Below are 18,362 nucleotides of genomic sequence, written 5' to 3' on the forward strand. Positions count from 1 at the left end.
GGCTGTTGTGCTCCTATCAACTTCCTTGCGTCGCACCCTTGTGCTGTGGCATCATTTATCGGCTATAAATGTTATGCTCTTATGGAGCTGGGTGCCTGCTACCCGCTATTCTATAATTATTACGCTCCTACGGAGCTTTTACTTGCTATCATTGTTCAACTCCCTTGCGTCGCGCCCTTGGGCTGTGGTACCATTTATTGGCAACAAATGTTATGCTCCTATGGAGCTGGGTGCCCACTACCCGCTATTCTATAATTATTACGCTCCTACGGAGCTTTTACTTGCTATCATTGTTCAACTCCCTTGCGTCGCGCCCTTGGGCTATGGTACCATTTATTGGCAACAAATGTTATGCTCCTATGGAGCTGGGTGCCCACTACCCGCTATTCTATAATTATTACGCTCCTACGGAGCTTTTACTTGCTATCATTGTTCAACTTCCTTGCGTCGCGCCCTTGGGCTGTGGTACCATTTATCGGCTACAAATGTTACGCTCCTATGGAGCTTCTACTGCTATCATTAATCACCCCAACTTTCCCAGCCCATACTCTTTCAGCAAGGCTTTAAGCGCAACCGGCTGCTTTGTTTTTAAACTCCGGTCCATGGCCTGCAATAATGCCACCGTTCCGATGCCCTCACGCATATCGGGATAGGCTGTGGTATTATGGGTAATACTGTCGGCAAAATACTCCAGGTAGTTCTGATATTCACCGGCATGATGGCTCTGCCCTTCGAAACGAAAATAATGATTTAACTGTTTATCACCCCAGGTGATCAGTTGCTGCGCACCTTGCTTATCGGTAATGGCATAACGCAGCTCATGATAATCGGCCTGGCTGGCGCCCTCGGTTCCGCGCAGGATGCAACTCATTTCGCTTTCGCGGTACGTGGGTTGCACCGGACCGGTATACGCGCCGCTCACCCGGGCAATACGGCCATCTTTACTGCGGAAAATAAAATGCAGGGTGTCCTCATTTTTCAGTCCGGCCTTTTTCCCATTGGCACTGATCATACCATAGCCCATTACCTCTTCAATATCCGGCAGGTACCAACGGATAAAATCAACCGGGTGGCTCAATCCGCCGTACAGCCATTTAAACGATTTTTCCAGGGCCCATTTCTTTTTTAAAAACCAGCGGTGGTCGGCATTATAATGACTTTCTACCGTAATCAGCTCACCGATCAGGCCTTTTTCAAAATCTGCCCGCTGCCGTTTATACGGCTCAAAAAAACGCGAGCTTTGTCCGACAAAAACTTTTTTTCCGCTTTTTTGCTGCAGCTTCAGCAACGCCGGGGCATCCGCCAGGTTGTCAATAAAAGGCTTGGTACACACTACGTGTTTGCCGTGCTGCAATGCCAGCTGCACATGCTGCGCGTGCAAATGATCCGGCGTGTAAATAGCAATAATATCGATATCCGGATTATTCAATAATGCTTCATACCGGGTGGTATAATGCTCAAACCGGAATTCGGTACTTCGTTGCTTACACAATGCTTCATTGGCATCACAGATCATCGTTAACCGCAACTTTTTGCTTTGCAATGCGGCCGACATGGTACTCCGGCCTTCCCCCAATCCTACAATTCCGATATTTAACATGCGTTTATTTTTATTATTACCATTTGCCCCACCGGGCTATACATATGTCGCTCCTACGGAGCTGCCTAATTCGCCGTTCGCCGCTCACTATTCTTTATCGTGCTATAAATGTGCCGCTCCTACGGAGCTGCGCAATTCGCCATTTACCGCTTACCGTTCTTTATCATGCCATAAATATGCTGCTCCTACGGAGCTACCTAATTCGTCATTTACCACTCACCGCGCTTTATCGTGCTATAAATGTGCCGCTCCTACGGAGCTGATCCGTTCATTATTCGCCGCTGAACTCCACCCAGGTTTCTCCGTTCTTCGTTCCATCAATGCCTTCCTGGTAACCACTCATTATCCGGTTCCATTCCAGCACCCTTGGATTATTTTCCGTTGTTTTCGGGTTCAGCTCATCGAGCGTTTTTCCCTTGGGTATACTGATCACCAGCATCAGCTGCCTTCCATTTTTGAATACCCGCAACTGCTGGAAATCCGCTTTGCAAAAGCCGTTCGAAACCTCGGGCCAAACATCAAACTGTGTAGCATGATAATCAAGATATGCCTGTTGTTTTGCCGGGTCCTTAACCAGGTTGGCTGTCATGATGATATCCGTCCAGTTTGCAGCAACATCCGCTGCCGCACAGCGCGCTGCCCGGTCAAATTCATATACCATATCCTGATATACATGGATCGTTACATCCGGAAATGCCTTTTGTAATTGCCCGCGTAGTACGTTCACATCCGTTATCAAACCATAAACCACGGTATGCTCCTTCCATTGCCCGATGGTTTGCTGTTGCACGCCTTTTTCCTGAAGCAATATTTTCAGCTTTTTTAAGTCAACCGGACTGCCGGTATTGTTCACCAGCTCGATGAGTTCTTTACGCTGCCGGTTGATCTCCTGGTGTACGGCACCGGATGTTTTTTTCCTTAGCAACAACCGGTAGTTGTTTTCGAGTCCGGCATTATTTTTTATAGCTGCCGCTACCTGCGGACCATTATTGTTCCACCAGTTACCGGGCCCGTTGTTATTTTGCAGGTATTTTTGGGCAGGTGTCCAGTTGTTACGTATGGTTATACCAGACGAACCTTCATCCGTATACAGGTAAAACCAATGCGTAGGCAGGTGCGCATAGGGCGCTTTATAAATACTATCGATGTAATTTTCTTCAATTACCGTCCCCGGTTGCGCGCTTAAGGTATAGATGCCTGCACAATCATAATTGGTACGCCCGTAATGATGGATCTTATTATACCGGATGCGGTTATCTGCCATTATATTTTTCAACGGTGTCCAGCCCCAGCCCATGCTGATACCTGAGTAGGGTACGTTTTCAATTTCATTTTTTTCAATGGTGATGAACCTCGAAAATCCCATACCGATGGCTACACAGCCCCAGTCTTCATTCCCCGCATCGGTAATCAGGTTATTGGCAAGCGTAATATTTTCGCAGATCACACGTGGGTCTGCCGGGTTATAGGGTTTGTGGATCTCTGCACCATCGTCTCCAAAATAACCGCCCTGTATCGCCGTACCGCCGATCTCTTTAAAAAGACTTCCGGTAACAGCAGCAGCCTTTACACCGATCCGAAGATCCAGGCCTGTGGCCGCCAGGTGCTCAAAACGGCTGTCTTCGAAACGAAGATTGTTTGCATAGGATACGGTAACCGCTGCTTCCGGCCGGCCTACCCAGGCCTGGTTATCCAGCGAAGGCTTTTCCGGTGTGCCCGCCGGTTTGAGCTTATAGGCTTCCGTCATATATAAGCCTGCCTGGTGCGGCACATGTCCCTGCCATGAAGGGCGGTTCCAGGCGCTGTGCCGGAAAGCGAGCCCTTTGATCACGATGTTTTCAACCGGATGTTCGGGCGTGCCGTTGATGACCAAAAGATGCTCCAGCAAAGGCACTGCCGTTTCCGCGATGTTCATTTCTTCCTGGGGCCGCGGGTAATAGTAAAGCTTTCTGCTTGCTGCATCCGCATACCATTCTCCCGGTTCATCCAGGAAAGCAAGCGCGTTGCTCAGGTAAAAAGCGGAGTTTCCGGTTTCTGCAGAAAGCCACGGTGCCGGCCAGGGATGCTCATTCTGGATACGGCTTTCCGGTTCGTAAAACCAAACCCGGCAGCTGTCCCCTGCTTTCTCCAGTTTCCGAACGCGGAGACGGGCTACCTCCCACCACTGATGGATAAAGAACTCCAGGCCCGCGGTTACCTCAAGACGTTCAAATGGATGCAATGGAATAACCGCCGTTGCGGTTTTTTTATCCCAGTTCAAGATGCGCTGCATGCTATTGCCGGTGGTACTTTTTGCCCGCACCGCTTTTTTATTATTTACCCAAAGCTGGCGAAGCGGGGCATTGCCGGCCGTTACAGGCAGGTCTGCCACCCAAACCTTACCCTGCGCCGCATCCGGAAGCCCCTTCACCGGCCCTGAGGGTTTCTTCCAGTCTTTGATCAAAATGCCGCCGCTCAGCACCGGCGTTGCTCCCGGTGCAGCAGCAATCACCAGCGGGCTGCCCGGTGTGCCACTGTCTTCGGGCCGTATATATACCAGTTCGTTTAAATAGTAGGTGCCACTTTTGAGCAGGATGTTACTGTTGCTTCCGGGTTGCAGGCGCCGCTGTTCCCGCAGCTGGCGGATGGCCGCACGCAATGTAGCTTTAGGCGCACTGGCGGTGCCCGCAGCTGCATCATTTCCGCCGGGAGCAATATACACCTGCGCCGTGCCGGCCAGCGAAGCAAAAAAAATTGTAATTAAAGCAATGTACAACCGTTTCACAATGGCATTATTTTACCGTTTTTTTATATCCCCGTACAGGAAGATAAATGTACTGGAAACCCCATCAACGCAGATGCCTGTAATCACTAATGTACTGGCAAATTTTACTAAAGGGGCTCGTCTGCCTTTTTACCGGCATCTGCGTTTGTTTTACCGATTGATACTGGCGGCGGGCTTTTAAAGGCGGCATCTTTGTATTCTTAATTAAAATAAAAACAATGAAAATAATCTGTGTTTTATTTGCCCTTATCGCCAGTATATTGGCCGTTGTTGCATTCATTCCTTTATTGGGCTGGCTTTACTGGCTGGTGATTCCCATCGGCATCCTGTCGCTGATCGTTTCGGTTATCGGCGGCTCTTCTACCGGCAAAACACTTAGCATCATTGTGATCCTCGTAGGTATTTTCCGGCTGATGATTGGCGGGGGTGTTTTATAAAATGAAATGATCTGATGGCATATCCATTCCTGTCGTTGGGCAGGTATGGGTATAAGGATGGCCAAAGGATTGTTTATAACAACCTGTTGTTCTACGCTTGTTTCGGAACCTCCTGACAGGTAATCCCATTTGATGCCGAACGGTTCCGGTATGAAAGTAGGCGCCTTTTTGATCGGCCCGCTAACTGACCGGGGCAATGCCTCCGGCACTTTATCCTGATGGAACAGCGCCGCCGGTTTGAACGGGGCAACTCCCATTTTTAACGCCACAGGCAAATAGCTAACACCCACCACACACCTCATGCTGCTATAGGCCCTGCACCGGTGAGCGATCCGCCATGGCAAACAGGCATGAGGAAACTGAAAGGAGCACCGCAGTCCACCCAACAACCATCCATCCGCTTATAGCTCCGTTTACGCAAGGCCTCACACAAACACTAACAATTGTTAGTATATGTGCTTTTTTTTCCCGTACTTCGTATAACTTTAATGGAACAAAAATTTGAGACCTGTGTACCAGATTCAATCAGCGGTAGATCCGCGTTCTCCTGCGTTTCATAAAAATAAAGATGCATATCTGCAGCTGCTGGAGCAGTATTACCAGCGGATGAAAGCGGTGCTGCATACCGAGGCACAGCCGGCGGTACAGAAGCATAAAAAAAGAGGAAAGCTGTTGGCCCGGGAACGGATAGATAACCTGCTCGACCCGAATACGCCCTTCCTGGAACTTTCGCCCCTGGCGGCTTTTGACATGTATGCAGATCAATTTCCTTCGGCGGGGATCATTACGGGTATCGGCACGGTGCACGGACATATGGTAATGATCATTGCCAATGATGCCACCGTAAAGGGCGGCACCTATATGGAACTCACCATAAAAAAACATGTGCGGGCCCAGGAAATTGCGCTGGAAAACCAGCTTCCCTGTATTTATATGGTAGACTCCGGCGGGGCCTTCCTGCCCGAGCAGGACAAAGTATTTCCGGACCGTCATGATTTTGGCCGCTTCTTTTACAACCAGGCACGAATGTCGGCTGCAGGTATTCCGCAGATCGCCATCGTAATGGGGTCCTGTACCGCAGGCGGGGCCTATGTTCCGGCCATGAGCGATGAAACCATCATTGTGCGGAACCAGGGCACTATTTTTATCGGCGGTCCGCCCCTGGTAAAAGCGGCTACCGGTGAGGAAGTAAGCGCCGAAGAACTGGGTGGTGCAGTGGTACATACTACGGTTTCGGGAGTGGCCGATCATATTGCAGAAAATGATCCGCATGCGCTGGTCATTTGCAGGAACATCATACAAACCTTTAAACAACCGGAAACACAGTCATTGGAGCGCGTTCCGGCCGAAGAACCTTTGTATGATCCGCAGGAATTGTACGGTCTGCTGCAAACGGACCTGAAAAAGCCGGTAGATGCAAAAGAGATCATCGCACGGTTGGCAGACGGCAGCCGCTTTCATGAATTCAAAGCCAACTATGCCCCTACCCTTGTTGCGGGGTTTGCACATATTATGGGTTACCCGGTGGGTATCATTGCCAACAACGGAGTGTTGTTCGGGGAATCGGCTTTAAAGGGCGCGCACTTTGTAGAGTTGTGCACCGCCCGGCAAACACCCCTTTTATTTTTACAGAATATAACCGGCTTTATTGTAGGAAAGGAATATGAACATAAAGGCATCGCGCGCGACGGTGCCAAAATGGTGCATGCCGTGGCCAATGCCAATGTGCCCAAATTTACCGTGGTGGTTGGCGGCTCTTTTGGGGCGGGCAACTATGCGATGTGCGGCCGCGCCTACGATCCCCGTTTTTTATTTATGTGGCCGCATTCCAAAATATCGGTAATGGGCGGCGAGCAGGCAGCCGGCGTACTTACCACCGTAAAAGAAGAACAGCTAAAAGCGGCGGGCAGGGAATTTCCGGCAACCGAAAAAGAAGCGCTGCGTGAATCGATCTTAAAAAAATACGAAACCGAAGGCTCCGCTTATTACAGCACGGCCCGGTTGTGGGACGACGGCATCATCGACCCGGCTGAAACCCGGAAGATCATTGCCATGGGCATTGCCGTTTCTTTAAACAAAAAATGGAAGGATACAAAGAACGGCGTATTCAGGATGTAAAACAGCTGATGGTGCATCGCAGCTACAGGCTGTGAACCATTCACAATAAACGATCCGGCGCTCATTGTTCCCGCTCAATATAAAACTTTTACGATCTACCAACTATGTACACAACCATCGAAATCGAACAACATTATCACATTGCCACCGTATGGCTGAACCGGCCGGAGGTACGGAATGCGCTCAACGGTACCATGATCGCCGAACTGATCCATGCATTTGAAACCCTGGGTACCGATGAGGACGTGCGGGTGATTACCCTCCGGGGACGCGGTAAGGTTTTTTGTGCGGGAGCCGATCTCAAATGGATGAAGGCCACCGCCACATACAGTTACGAAGAGAACCTGGAAGAAAGCGCGCAGCTTGCCCGTTGTTTTCAAACCGTTTATCATACGCCCAAACCCACGATCGCTGTGGTACATGGAGCTGCAATGGGCGGTGCCAACGGCCTTATTGCTGCCTGCGATTTTGCCTATGCCGGCAATGATACCCTGTTTGCTTTTTCTGAAGTGCGGCTGGGACTGGTGCCGGCCACTATTGCGCCGTATATTTTAAAAAAGATCGGCGAAGCAAAAGCCAAAGAGCTCATCCTTACAGGCCGGCAATTTCATGCCAAGGAAGCGGCCCATGCAGGCCTCCTTAACCAGGTTTTGCAGGAAATAGAGCTGGAAAGTAAAGTGGCTGAACTGATACAGGAGCTGTTGCAGGGCGGCCCCGGATCCATTGCCGCATCAAAGCAACTCCTGCATCATATTGCGAGCAAAGAACTGGAAGCATGCATTTCCTACACAACGGAGGCCATTGCCAGGGCCCGCAGTGCGGCTGAAGGCCAGGAAGGTATGCAGGCTTTTTTTGAAAAACGGAAACCCAATTGGATACAATAACATGCTCTTACCGGAGCAAACATCTCACTATAAAACAGTTCACCTTCACTCCATGCAAAAGATCCTCATAGCAAACCGTGGCGAGATCGCCTTACGTATTATCCGGACGGCAAAAAAAATGCGGATCGGCACCGTGTTGGTTTATGCGCCCCAGGATGCCGGTGCGGCCTACCTGAATGAGGCAGATGAAACCGTATTGCTGGAAGGATCATCACTCGGTGAAACCTACCTGAGCATCCCTCAAATGATAGCGGCGGCAAAGGCAACCAACGCAGATGCCATTCACCCCGGCTATGGATTCCTTTCCGAAAATGCCGCATTTGCCAATGCCTGCAGGAAGGAGGGCCTTATTTTTATTGGTCCCACGCCGGAGGCCATGGAAGCGATGGGTAACAAAATTGCCGCACGGCAAACGGCCCAGGCCGCAGGGGTGCCGGTTACACCGGGCATTACCGGCACGGTACCCGAGTTGCTGGCACAATACACTGCTGTTGGCTTTCCGCTGCTGATAAAGGCTGCAGCCGGCGGTGGTGGTAAGGGCATGCGTGTGGTACAGGAGGATGCGGAATTAAAGGAAGCCCTTGAAGCTACCGCAAGAGAGGCTCGTAATTATTTTGGCGACGATACTATTTATATTGAAAAATATATTGAAGCGCCCCGGCATGTGGAGGTACAGGTGCTGGGCGATCAGCAGGGTCATATCCTGCACCTGTACGAACGGGAATGCTCGTTGCAGCGCCGCCATCAGAAGATCATTGAGGAAGCGCCTTCTCCTACGTTAACACCGGAAGTACGGGAGCAGATCTGTCATGCCGCCGTACAGCTTGCAGCCGCCATCGGTTATCAAAGTGCCGGCACCCTCGAATTTTTGGTGGGCCCCGATCTCAACTTTTATTTTCTTGAAATGAATACCCGGATACAGGTAGAGCATCCGGTTACCGAACTGACCACCGGCATCGACATAGTGGAGCAACAGATCCGCATTGCCCGCGGAGCGGCACTGGATCTTCAGCAAAAGGACATCCGCCAGAAAGGGCATGCCATCGAATGCCGCATTTATGCAGAGGACCCGGAACAGCAGTTTTTGCCCGCACCCGGCACCCTCACCTTTTATAAAGAGCCCTATGGCGAACACATCCGTATTGACGGTATGCAGCTGCAACAAGGCGCCACAGTTACCGGAGATTTTGATCCCATGATCGCCAAACTGATCACCTGGGGCGAAAACCGGGAAGCCGCCCGGATAAAAATGATCGAGGCACTGCAGCAGTATTTTATCTATGGCATCCGGAATAATATTGCGTTCCTCTCAGGGTTGCTTCATCATGCGGATTTTACCGGCAACAGGATCTCAACAAAATATATTGACATACACCTGAGTGACCTGTTGCAGCAGTTTGATGGCCGTAAAAAAACAGCCGATCTACAGATCCCGCTGGCAGCAGCGCTGGTGTTCAGTTTACTTCCCAAAGAAAAAGAACCTTCGTCCACCTGGGAAGCCATCGGCTACTGGCGGCCGGTGCTGCAGGTTATACTGAACGTAGAGGGAGCAGACGTTCCGGTAATGCTCCGCCGGCTGGCCGCTCCAACAATCGATTTTGAATATCATCAAGCACTTACCCGGGCAACGTTAACCCCCACAGGAACCCAGCAGTTTAATTTGCTCCTGGATCAGCAATTGTACCCGGTACATATTGTTGAAACCGATCCCGGCGTGTTTATCGTTCGCTATAATGGATTTGACTATACCATCAAGCGAAACGACATACTGCATATCGCCGCCAATACAGTGCCGCCTTCACCAGCTGCAGCAACTACAGCCGGAACGGTTTCAGCCCCCATGCCGGGCAAAGTGATCAAAATAGCCGTAGCCACCGGATCCGCTGTGCGCACCGGAGACCTGCTGCTAATTGTGGAAGCCATGAAGATGGAAAACAATATCCTGAGTCCAAAGGACGGAATGGTGACGGCTATTGGTGTAGCCGAAGGCGATAAGGTAGACACGACGACAACACTGATCCACATAGAGGAGGATCATCCATCATAATGCGTTTGTGAGGACAGGAACCTGGGCGCAGGAACCGGAATAATAACGACAAAAGACTTTTACTATGGACTATTCATTAAGCGAGGAGCACCAGGCGGTCCGGAATATGGTGCGGGCATTTGCAGAAAAAACTATAAAACCGCAGGCGCAGGAGTTGGATGAACGGGAAAAGTTCTCACCGGAGCTTACCCGGCAAATGGGAGAACTGGGTCTGATGGGCATTTACCTTCCGGAAAAATACGGCGGCGCCGGTATGGACTACCTGGCGTATATCATCGCCGTGGAGGAAATTGCACGGATAGACGGATCGCAGGCGGCCACACTGGCAGCCCATAACTCCCTGGGCATCGGCCCTATTTATAATTATGGCACCGAGGAACAAAAGCTCCAGTACCTGCCCCAGCTTTGCACGGGTAAGGCCCTGTGGTCGTTTGGATTGACCGAACCCGGAGCCGGCAGTGATTCGCGCGCGTCCAAAACCACGGCAACCTCAGACGGCGATCATTGGGTAATCAACGGCAATAAGATCTTCATCACCAACGGATCTGTTTCCCTTAACCGCGGCACAACGGTGCAAGCTGTTACCAACGAAACAAATGGTAAAAAAGAATTTACCACGATCATTGTTGACCGGGATACACTGGGCTTTTCGCAGCAGGCCATGCACGGCAAAATGATGTGGCGGGCCAGCGATACCGCCCAATTGTTTTTTGATGATTGCCGTGTACCAAAATCGCATACGCTGGGGCCGGTGGGTGAAGGATCGAAGATCATGCTCCGTACCCTGGATGCCGGCCGGCTGAGCATCGCCGCCATGGGGCTGGGTTGTGCACAGGGCGCTTTTGAAATGGCTTTAAGCTATGCGCAGGAGCGCCACCAGTTCGGTAACAGCATTGCCTCCTTCCAGGTGAACCAATTCAAACTGGCCGATATGGCATTAAAGATCGAACTGGCCCGCACCTTCTTATACAAGGCCTGCTGGCTGAAAGATACCGGTCAGCCTTTTACAAAGGAAGCCGCCATGGCAAAGCTGTATTGTTCGGAAATTGCCAAGGAAGTAGCCGATGCGGCCGTACAGCTGCACGGCGGTTACGGCCTGATGAAAGAATATCATGTAGAACGCTTTTACCGGGATCAGCGGCTGCTGCAGATCGGCGAAGGCACGTCGGAGATCCAGCGGATGGTGATCGCGAAGCAGTTGGGGTTGTAGTTCATCGTTTATTGTTAATGGTTTGGAGTGCGTTTCCATCAATCATGATCGGTAAGCAACTCCTTGTTGATCACAATAATAATATTAATCAGTATGGCATTCCGTTTTGAAGAATTGAATGTTTGGCACAGAGCTGTTGACGCACAATTCTTAAATATTGGCTTACGATCGGCCATAGAGGCGGTGCCGGGTTATTCCTGGCAAAAAAGAGAAACGATATTTCAGCAAATGTGTTTGAGAAATTGTACGGTGAGTACGAATTATTGAGCAAAATGATCGCTAAACTTCGTAATTCTTTATAAAGAACGCTTCCCGTAGATATAGAAAATTCATATGAACAATGAACGATCAACTATGAATAATGAACTAAAAATAACCGAATGCCCCCGCGACGCACAGCAGGGTCTTTCCTATACGATTCCGCCGGAAAAGCGGGCGGCCTATATCAATGCGCTCATGCACGCGGGTTTTGCCGTTATCGATTTCGGAAGCTTTGTTTCACCAAAGGCCGTACCCCAAATGGCGAACTCGGCAAAGGTGCTGGAGGGCATCAACAAAGAGGGTTCGGCCACCAAACTGCTGGCCATTATCGGCAACGCGCGGGGCGCAACGGAAGCCGCTGCACAACAAAAAGTAGATGTGTTAGGGTTCCCCTACTCCATCTCCAATACCTTCCTGGAACGGAATATTCATTCCGATGCTTCCAGGGTGCTGCATGTGCTCGATGAAATTGCAGCCATCAGTCAAGGCAACGGAAAAGCGCTGCGGGTGTACATCAGCATGGCCTTTGGAAATCCTTATGGCGACGAATGGTCGGAGTTTATGGTACAGGATGCGGTTTATTTACTGGCCGGGAAGGGTGTGCAAACGATTACCTTATCCGACACAACGGGATTGGGTACATCCCAGGTGATCTACAACCTTTTCAAAACCCTCATCCCGCGCTTTCCCCATGTGGAGCTGGGGCTTCACCTTCATACGCTTCCGGAACAGGCCATGGAAAAGATCGACGCTGCCTGGAAGGCCGGCTGCCGCAGTTTTGACGGAGTCATTAACGGGTTGGGCGGTTGCCCGCTTACCGGTTATGAATTACTGGGCAATGTAAATACATTAACGCTGTTGCACTATTGCCGGCGGCATAACATTGCAACCGGGCTCAATGAAAACCGTATTGAGCAGATCGCCGCAGCCTACCCCGATTTTAACCGGTTGAAATCTTAAACAGGATGATGTAACTTACATAAAATCCATAGCTATGAAATGGCTGTCTGTTATCCTCCTCAATTGTTTATGCTGTTTTTTACAGGCGCAGGAAAACAATATCCCGTATATCGATGCGCTGCATCAGCAACGGATTGAAACAAACCGGAAGGGCATGTGGGTATTATCCGGGTGGGGCGTGGTCAATATGGGCAGCGGCATCATTGGAGCGCTGAGCACTACAAATACAGAAGTAAAGGCTTTTCATACCATGAATGCATTGTGGGGAGTGGTGAATACCGGTATCGGCGTTTTAGGATTGGTACGCGCTAAAAAAGAAAAAGGATTGTCTTTTTCCGACACCGGCAAATACAAGGCCTACAAAAACACAAAAAAATTATATGCCATTAATGGAGGGCTGGACCTGCTGTATATGGGCACCGGCGCATTTTTAAGCGGCCGGGCGAATCGTGCAAAAAATCCGGCCAGGAACAGGGGCTATGGAAATTCGCTGATCGTTCAGGGTGCGGGGCTGCTCTTGTTTGATGTAAGCATGTACCTGAGCCATCAAAAACAGCAGCGTTACTGGAAAACCGCGCCTGAATTGGCCGTTACAGAAAATGGCATCGGCATGGTGTATTCATTTTAAAGACCCGGGCCACAAAGGTATAAAGACAGAAAGCAACACAGAGTAGAGAAGCGGAGACAGGCAGAGCGCTAATGAAAAGGGCACGCCATCAAAGGGTAATTACAGCAAATGATCATCTTAGTGTTACACTTAGTGACTTTGTGGCTGATAATAAAAAACAAACAATATGAACAAAGTTGTACAGAACGCCAAGGAAGCCATCGCCGGTATCGAAAGCGGTATGACCCTCATGGTGGGCGGCTTCGGGCTTTGCGGCATTCCGGAGCACTGCATTCATGCACTTACCGAAACGGAACTGAAAGAGCTCACCTGTATTTCCAACAACGCCGGTGTAGATGATTTTGGTCTGGGCCTCCTGTTGCAAAAAAAGCAGATCAAAAAAATGATCTCCTCTTATGTTGGCGAAAACGCAGAATTTGAGCGGCAGCTGTTACATGGAGAGCTGGAAGTGGAACTCATCCCCCAGGGCACCCTGGCTGAACGCTGCCGTGCCGGCGGAGCGGGTATCCCGGCCTTTTATGTACCGGCCGGGTATGGCACGGAAGTGGCCGAAGGCAAGGAAGTGCGGGCGTTTAACGACAAGCCTCATTTACTGGAATACGCCTTAACGGCCGATTTTGCCATTGTAAAAGCCTGGAAGGGTGATACCCATGGCAACCTCATTTACAAAGAAACAGCCGGCAATTTCAACCACCCGATGGCCACCGCGGGAAGGATCACCATTGCGGAAGTGGAAGAACTGGTGCCGGCAGGGCAGCTGAACCCGATGCAGATCCATACGCCGGGTGTATACATAAAACGCATCTTCCAGGGAACGCATTATGAAAAAAGGATTGAACAGTTGACGGAGCAATAATTTGAAAATTTGAAGCCTTGGGTAATTTGAAAATGCCGCATCCTTCATTTTCATCCCGTCGAGGCAAAACAAATTCTTTCATTCTCAAATTAACAAAATGAGCCTTACAAAACAACAGATAGCACAACGCATTGCGCAGGAGTTAAAAGACGGGTACTATGTAAACCTGGGTATCGGTATTCCCACCCTGGTAGCTAATTATATTCCCGAAGGCATAGAAGTAGTGCTGCAATCGGAGAACGGCATGCTGGGGATGGGTCCCTTTCCCAAAAAAGGAGCGGCCGATCCGGACCTGATCAACGCCGGCAAACAAACCGTTACGATCCGCCCCGGCGGCGTTTTCTTTGACTCGGCCACGAGCTTCGCCATGATCCGTGGCGGTCATATCGATCTTACCGTATTGGGCGCTTTTGAAGTAAGCGATACCGGCGATATCGCCAGCTGGAAGATCCCCGGTAAAATGGTAAAAGGTATGGGCGGTGCCATGGACCTGGTAGCGGCGGCTAAAAATATTATTGTTGCCATGCAGCATACCAGCAAAGACGGGCAATCGAAACTCTTAACGCAATGCACCCTTCCCCTCACCGGTGTAAAATGCATAAAAAAAATTGTCACCGACCTGGCCGTGCTTGATGTTACCGATGAGGGATTTGTATTGCTGGAACGGGCGCCCGGCGTATCTGTTGAAGATATAAAAGCAGCCACAGCAGGGCGGCTGGTGGTAAAAGGCAATATCCCGGAAATCGTACTGGCATAGCAACGGCCGTTGTTACTTAAACGTGAAATGCCCTCTTATTCGGTCATCGGATTTTACCGTAGCTTTACAGAAACCTTTTATTGAAATGACCCACCTGTTAAAAACCAACAGCATCCTGCTGCTTTTGTTGCTGGCCATCGTGGCGCCGTCCTTTGCCCAGTTCCGTAACCTTGCGCTTGACAACCGGCAATCGATCCTGAACGAAAGAGCATTTCTTTGGTGCTCATATTTGCCCTTATATTCTGACCCGCGATCTGTTAGAACTCGCATTAAGGGTATACTGTGCTCATCAAAGAAAGTATCGTATAGCTCTTTAATACGGCAAAAGCTATCCCTGCTATAACCCATTACTTTACAAGCTTGGGATACGTTGCCTAAATTCTCTGCTAATTTGAGTAGACCTAATTTGGTTTTGATTAATTTTTCTGTACTTTTCATTTTCTGACAGTTTTAGGGAGTTATTTAATAGTGTCGTAACTATAAATTTAATCCCTACTGTCAGATTAAGTCTTGACTATTTCATATAATAGGTCATTGCCCCTATTGAGCTCTCCCTTCGGTATTTATTTTATAATATGATGAATCTCTTTTGGCGTCTCGCCGCTGCACGCCTGAAATCAGAACTACACCTCCGCATTTCTATTAAAAATGGGAACGACAAAATAGGTAACATTCGATAAACTTTGAGGGCGATTTAAAAGCCGAGGTGATTTAAAAAAATTTGTAGCAGTTTCTTCCGCCTTGGCAACGGCCTTTTTCAATCCCAACAGGGTGGACAGTAATTGCTCCATCCAAATAATAAAGAAGGAAATCGATATTAGTTATCGTAGACTTTTAATTCCATCGAAGGCTCTGTAAAAGTCGGCCTCCTGATGATAATTAACAACAATAAGATCTTTATTTCTCAACTGGAGAAAATCAGCCATATAGTAAATTGAATAATTCGAGAAGACCCAAACCATACTTACCGGTTGATTATCGGAGGATCGAATTATGGAACGTAATTTTTGATAAGGTTTTCCATAAAACGCTAGTAGTCTGTTTACGATACTACTGTCATTTTTAGCCAAAATCCAATAAAGAGTATGAATTTTTCCACCAACCCTGCGGCAATATATTTTCTCTACCGTGGGTCTATTTTCATGTATCTTACTCTTTTCGATGTAACAATCACCATCGATTTTTAAAATTCCTAATTCTGAATATAAAAGATTTTTAGGCTTCAGATCGGAAACGCAGTATGCAGAAATCTTGCTATTAATTAGAATCGAATCAATACCCTTTGCATCGAAAATCAGTTGTGCATGTAGCTTATTCGAATAAATAAGAGACAGGCACAATGCAGTAAGGAAAAAGACGCCTTTCCTAAATTTCAAACAACTGTTGTATTTAAAAAAATATTCCACCGGGCTGTTCCTCAAAGATAAGCTCAAATAGCGTAGTTTTCTCTTTAAAGCTATAGTACGATTGAATATTCTCTATTGGATAGTCTGCCCATTTGTTGTCAAATTTTTCGAATTCAGGAAATTCTCGTGTTAGAAGTTTTTCTACTTGATTCGATACATCTCGAAGTTCGTCAGTAAGTGGATAGTATGATAGGTAGGCGTTATATTCCATTCCAAAACATTCTGTTTTATACATATTGGTTTCGCTAATATAATAAAAGCCATAAAAACCACCCAACAAACTGAGGTATACCCCTATACCATTACTCATGGAATTTTCCAAAGCACACAATATTTTAATTGAATGTTTAGTGGGATTAAACTCTCTAACCTTTCGTATTCCATGTATTCTCTTTACTGAATCATAGAACTTATGCCAGCGATCACTTGCCTCCAGTGACTGCCGCAGATCTCCTAAATTAAAATATTCCTTTCTTACGTGAAGACCTGAATATCTAACTTCGTCGTTGGCCGGGTATGAATAGAAGTACCGCCCTAAAAGCTCATTAAAATTTTTCGGTTCCAAATTATTCACATTTTTGTGCATAAATTGCCTGGGACACTGCCACATTGGGATCTTCATCTCCCCTGATATTAGAGCCTGGCATAAAAGATCTAATAAATCTACTGGCCTCTACCCACAATGCCTCATAAGCTCTTCTGCTTCCAGGATTTGAAGCCCATCTATCCATCCTTGCTACCTCTTGGCCGGCAAAGTCCAAACACCATGCCGTAATCTTGCTTGCCGCATAGTCGGTAAAATACCAATACTTTTTCCCGTCTTCCATTTTTGAGAATATATCGTTACTTGCAAACAGATTTGGGAAAAAATCTTCCAAATAGGTCAATGAAGAAAAATCTCTATTAAAATAATCATCTGGGGGCGTTTGGTTCATTACCAAATCAGAAATACCATTTGATAAGCTTACCAATGTGTTTGGAACATTGTTATACTGTGTGTTGTTTGTTTCGAATCTAAGCCCTCGGACATTCGTTTTAAAATACGAATTGTCATTTCCCTTTGAAAACTTAAATGTTTTGGGGCATAATTTATCTCGAGGTCGTGTTACTGGTGTAGTGCCACCACCACCGCCGCCACCGACGCCACCGGAACCACCAGAGCCACCATCTCCGGGTAAGGGGGTCCCGCCTCCTGGGTTAGTCCCAACTCCACCATCAGACCAAGTGCACGAACCAGTTTCTGACCACATAAGACTCCAACTGGATCCGCACGCTCCATTCCACGTTGGGGCCTCACAATTGAGCCTGTTATCTGCAATAGTCGTAGTAGCGACAGCTACCTCGTTCAAAGAACCATTCTCCCCCGGACACTCAGCACCCCAATGGCATATCCTGGAACACGTCATAGTCGACTCAGAACCGATAGGCAGGAGGTCTAGATTATATTCTACAACAATACCAAATAATTCCAAATAAGACTGAAGATCGATTTTTTGGAGCGTATTAATATTAAAAACATATTGTCCTGGGATTAAATATTCGTCATCATTACCCTTTAGTTGTAATAACGAATCTACAGTAAACGGCATATTCCATTCTGCCATTAGGCCATTGGCGACTTGCTTACAAAAGAATGTATCAACCCAAGCAGGATCCATTTCCAAAGGCAAAGTCACCGATCGGGCAAGCGTACGAGGACTTGGAGTTTTAGATTTTGAACTATACGAGTATGTAACGAGCTTTTTATTAATGTCCGTATAACTGACAACACCGGAGAAAATTTTATTAGGCGCACCTCCTTCAATAGCACTTTTCCCTGCTAAGGGATTGTTTTTGAGCTGGTAGTCCCCCTTTAAGAAAGTTAATGTCCCTGAACTACCATCAGCGGCATACGCAACTAAATAAGACTTCTCATTTAGGATGTTTAATTTCCGTTTCTCACCATTTATTGTTGCATATTCGTCATTAACCAAGGGCACAAAAAAATAATCTTTACCGCCAGCGTTTCGAGCACTTGATGCTTTCTCCCATTGTGGAGTTAGATTATAGGAAAAATGCGCGCCATACGAGACATTCAGCAGCACATTGGCATTGCCTTTTTCAAAATTACTTCTTAACCAAGCTATATTCACTGAACCATCTTTCATGATGCCTGATTCGGAAAAGCTCCTTCGGCTACATCCGTAAAAAACAAGCAAAAGCGAGATAAGCAGTAATAGCGCAGATAGTTGTCTAGGGATTTTCATATTCTTTATTTTGGTGTATTGATAATATATTCCCAAGTTCACCCCATAAAACATGCTAAAGTGATCTAGTGCAGTTATTCAATATTTCATAGCTCATTGAAGGCTATAGGCTTCTCATGATATTTATACTAATGTTTTATTTAGGTATCATAAAAATATAAATATAATTCAAATATCAAAAAATTTTT

General features: G+C 47.8%; 13 protein-coding genes and 1 pseudogene. 9 read left to right on the top strand and 5 right to left on the bottom strand.

Annotation, left to right across the window (positions count from 1 at the left end):
* Positions 1–523: 523 nt before the first annotated feature.
* Together LQ567_RS24115 and LQ567_RS24120 are read right to left on the bottom strand one after the other, a co-directional pair.
* Complete coding sequence (locus tag LQ567_RS24115; RefSeq protein ID WP_231008478.1) at positions 524–1,600, bottom strand: Gfo/Idh/MocA family protein; 1,077 nt, start codon at positions 1,598–1,600, stop codon at positions 524–526.
* A gap of 271 nt (positions 1,601–1,871) precedes the next feature.
* Positions 1,872–4,364 (bottom strand): L-rhamnose mutarotase, encoded by a 2,493-nt coding sequence (locus LQ567_RS24120; RefSeq protein WP_231008479.1) that lies wholly within the window; start codon positions 4,362–4,364, stop codon positions 1,872–1,874.
* Positions 4,365–4,582: 218 nt separating this feature from the next.
* Here LQ567_RS24120 and LQ567_RS24125 point away from each other — a divergent pair, with 218 nt between their 5' ends.
* The 9 genes from LQ567_RS24125 (at position 4,583) to LQ567_RS24165 (ending at position 14,522) form a co-directional block, all read left to right on the top strand.
* A complete protein-coding gene (locus LQ567_RS24125; RefSeq protein ID WP_231008480.1) occupies positions 4,583–4,801 on the top strand; it encodes a hypothetical protein in 219 nt (72 codons plus the stop codon).
* A 510-nt stretch (positions 4,802–5,311) separates the two neighbouring features.
* Complete coding sequence (locus LQ567_RS24130) at positions 5,312–6,919, top strand: carboxyl transferase domain-containing protein (RefSeq protein WP_231008481.1); 1,608 nt, start codon at positions 5,312–5,314, stop codon at positions 6,917–6,919.
* Positions 6,920–7,023: 104 nt separating this feature from the next.
* On the top strand, positions 7,024–7,803 hold the full coding sequence (locus LQ567_RS24135; RefSeq protein WP_231008482.1) for an enoyl-CoA hydratase/isomerase family protein: 780 nt from the start codon (positions 7,024–7,026) through the stop codon (positions 7,801–7,803).
* Between the two features lie 52 nt (positions 7,804–7,855).
* The gene (locus LQ567_RS24140; protein WP_231008483.1) at positions 7,856–9,850 is read left to right on the top strand and encodes an ATP-binding protein; all 1,995 of its coding nucleotides are present in this window, start codon (positions 7,856–7,858) and stop codon (positions 9,848–9,850) included.
* 64 nt (positions 9,851–9,914) lie between these two features.
* Positions 9,915–11,060: an acyl-CoA dehydrogenase family protein gene (locus LQ567_RS24145; RefSeq protein ID WP_231008484.1), complete on the top strand. Its 1,146-nt coding sequence runs from the start codon at positions 9,915–9,917 to the stop codon at positions 11,058–11,060.
* Positions 11,061–11,414: 354 nt separating this feature from the next.
* Positions 11,415–12,281 (top strand): beta/alpha barrel domain-containing protein, encoded by an 867-nt coding sequence (locus tag LQ567_RS24150; protein ID WP_231008485.1) that lies wholly within the window; start codon positions 11,415–11,417, stop codon positions 12,279–12,281.
* Between the two features lie 34 nt (positions 12,282–12,315).
* Positions 12,316–12,909, top strand: a complete 594-nt coding sequence (locus LQ567_RS24155) for a DUF6992 family protein (RefSeq protein ID WP_231008486.1) — start codon at positions 12,316–12,318, stop codon at positions 12,907–12,909.
* Positions 12,910–13,075: 166 nt separating this feature from the next.
* Positions 13,076–13,765 carry a CoA transferase subunit A gene (locus LQ567_RS24160; RefSeq protein ID WP_231008487.1) on the top strand — a complete coding sequence of 230 codons (690 nt, stop codon included), beginning with the start codon at positions 13,076–13,078 and terminating at the stop codon, positions 13,763–13,765.
* A 97-nt stretch (positions 13,766–13,862) separates the two neighbouring features.
* A complete protein-coding gene (locus LQ567_RS24165; protein WP_231008488.1) occupies positions 13,863–14,522 on the top strand; it encodes a CoA transferase subunit B in 660 nt (219 codons plus the stop codon).
* A gap of 300 nt (positions 14,523–14,822) precedes the next feature.
* On the opposite strand, the pseudogene LQ567_RS24170 reads toward LQ567_RS24165, so the two are convergent.
* The 3 genes and pseudogenes from LQ567_RS24170 to LQ567_RS24180 all read right to left on the bottom strand — a co-directional run.
* Positions 14,823–14,960: pseudogene (locus LQ567_RS24170) on the bottom strand (helix-turn-helix domain-containing protein); the annotation flags it as partial.
* 951 nt (positions 14,961–15,911) lie between these two features.
* Positions 15,912–16,493, bottom strand: a complete 582-nt coding sequence (locus LQ567_RS24175) for a hypothetical protein (protein ID WP_231008489.1) — start codon at positions 16,491–16,493, stop codon at positions 15,912–15,914.
* Position 16,494: 1 nt separating this feature from the next.
* A complete protein-coding gene (locus tag LQ567_RS24180) occupies positions 16,495–18,174 on the bottom strand; it encodes a hypothetical protein (protein WP_231008490.1) in 1,680 nt (559 codons plus the stop codon).
* Positions 18,175–18,362: the final 188 nt, after the last annotated feature.

Source organism: Niabella pedocola (genome assembly GCF_021044425.1).
Taxonomy (GTDB): domain Bacteria; phylum Bacteroidota; class Bacteroidia; order Chitinophagales; family Chitinophagaceae; genus Niabella; species Niabella pedocola.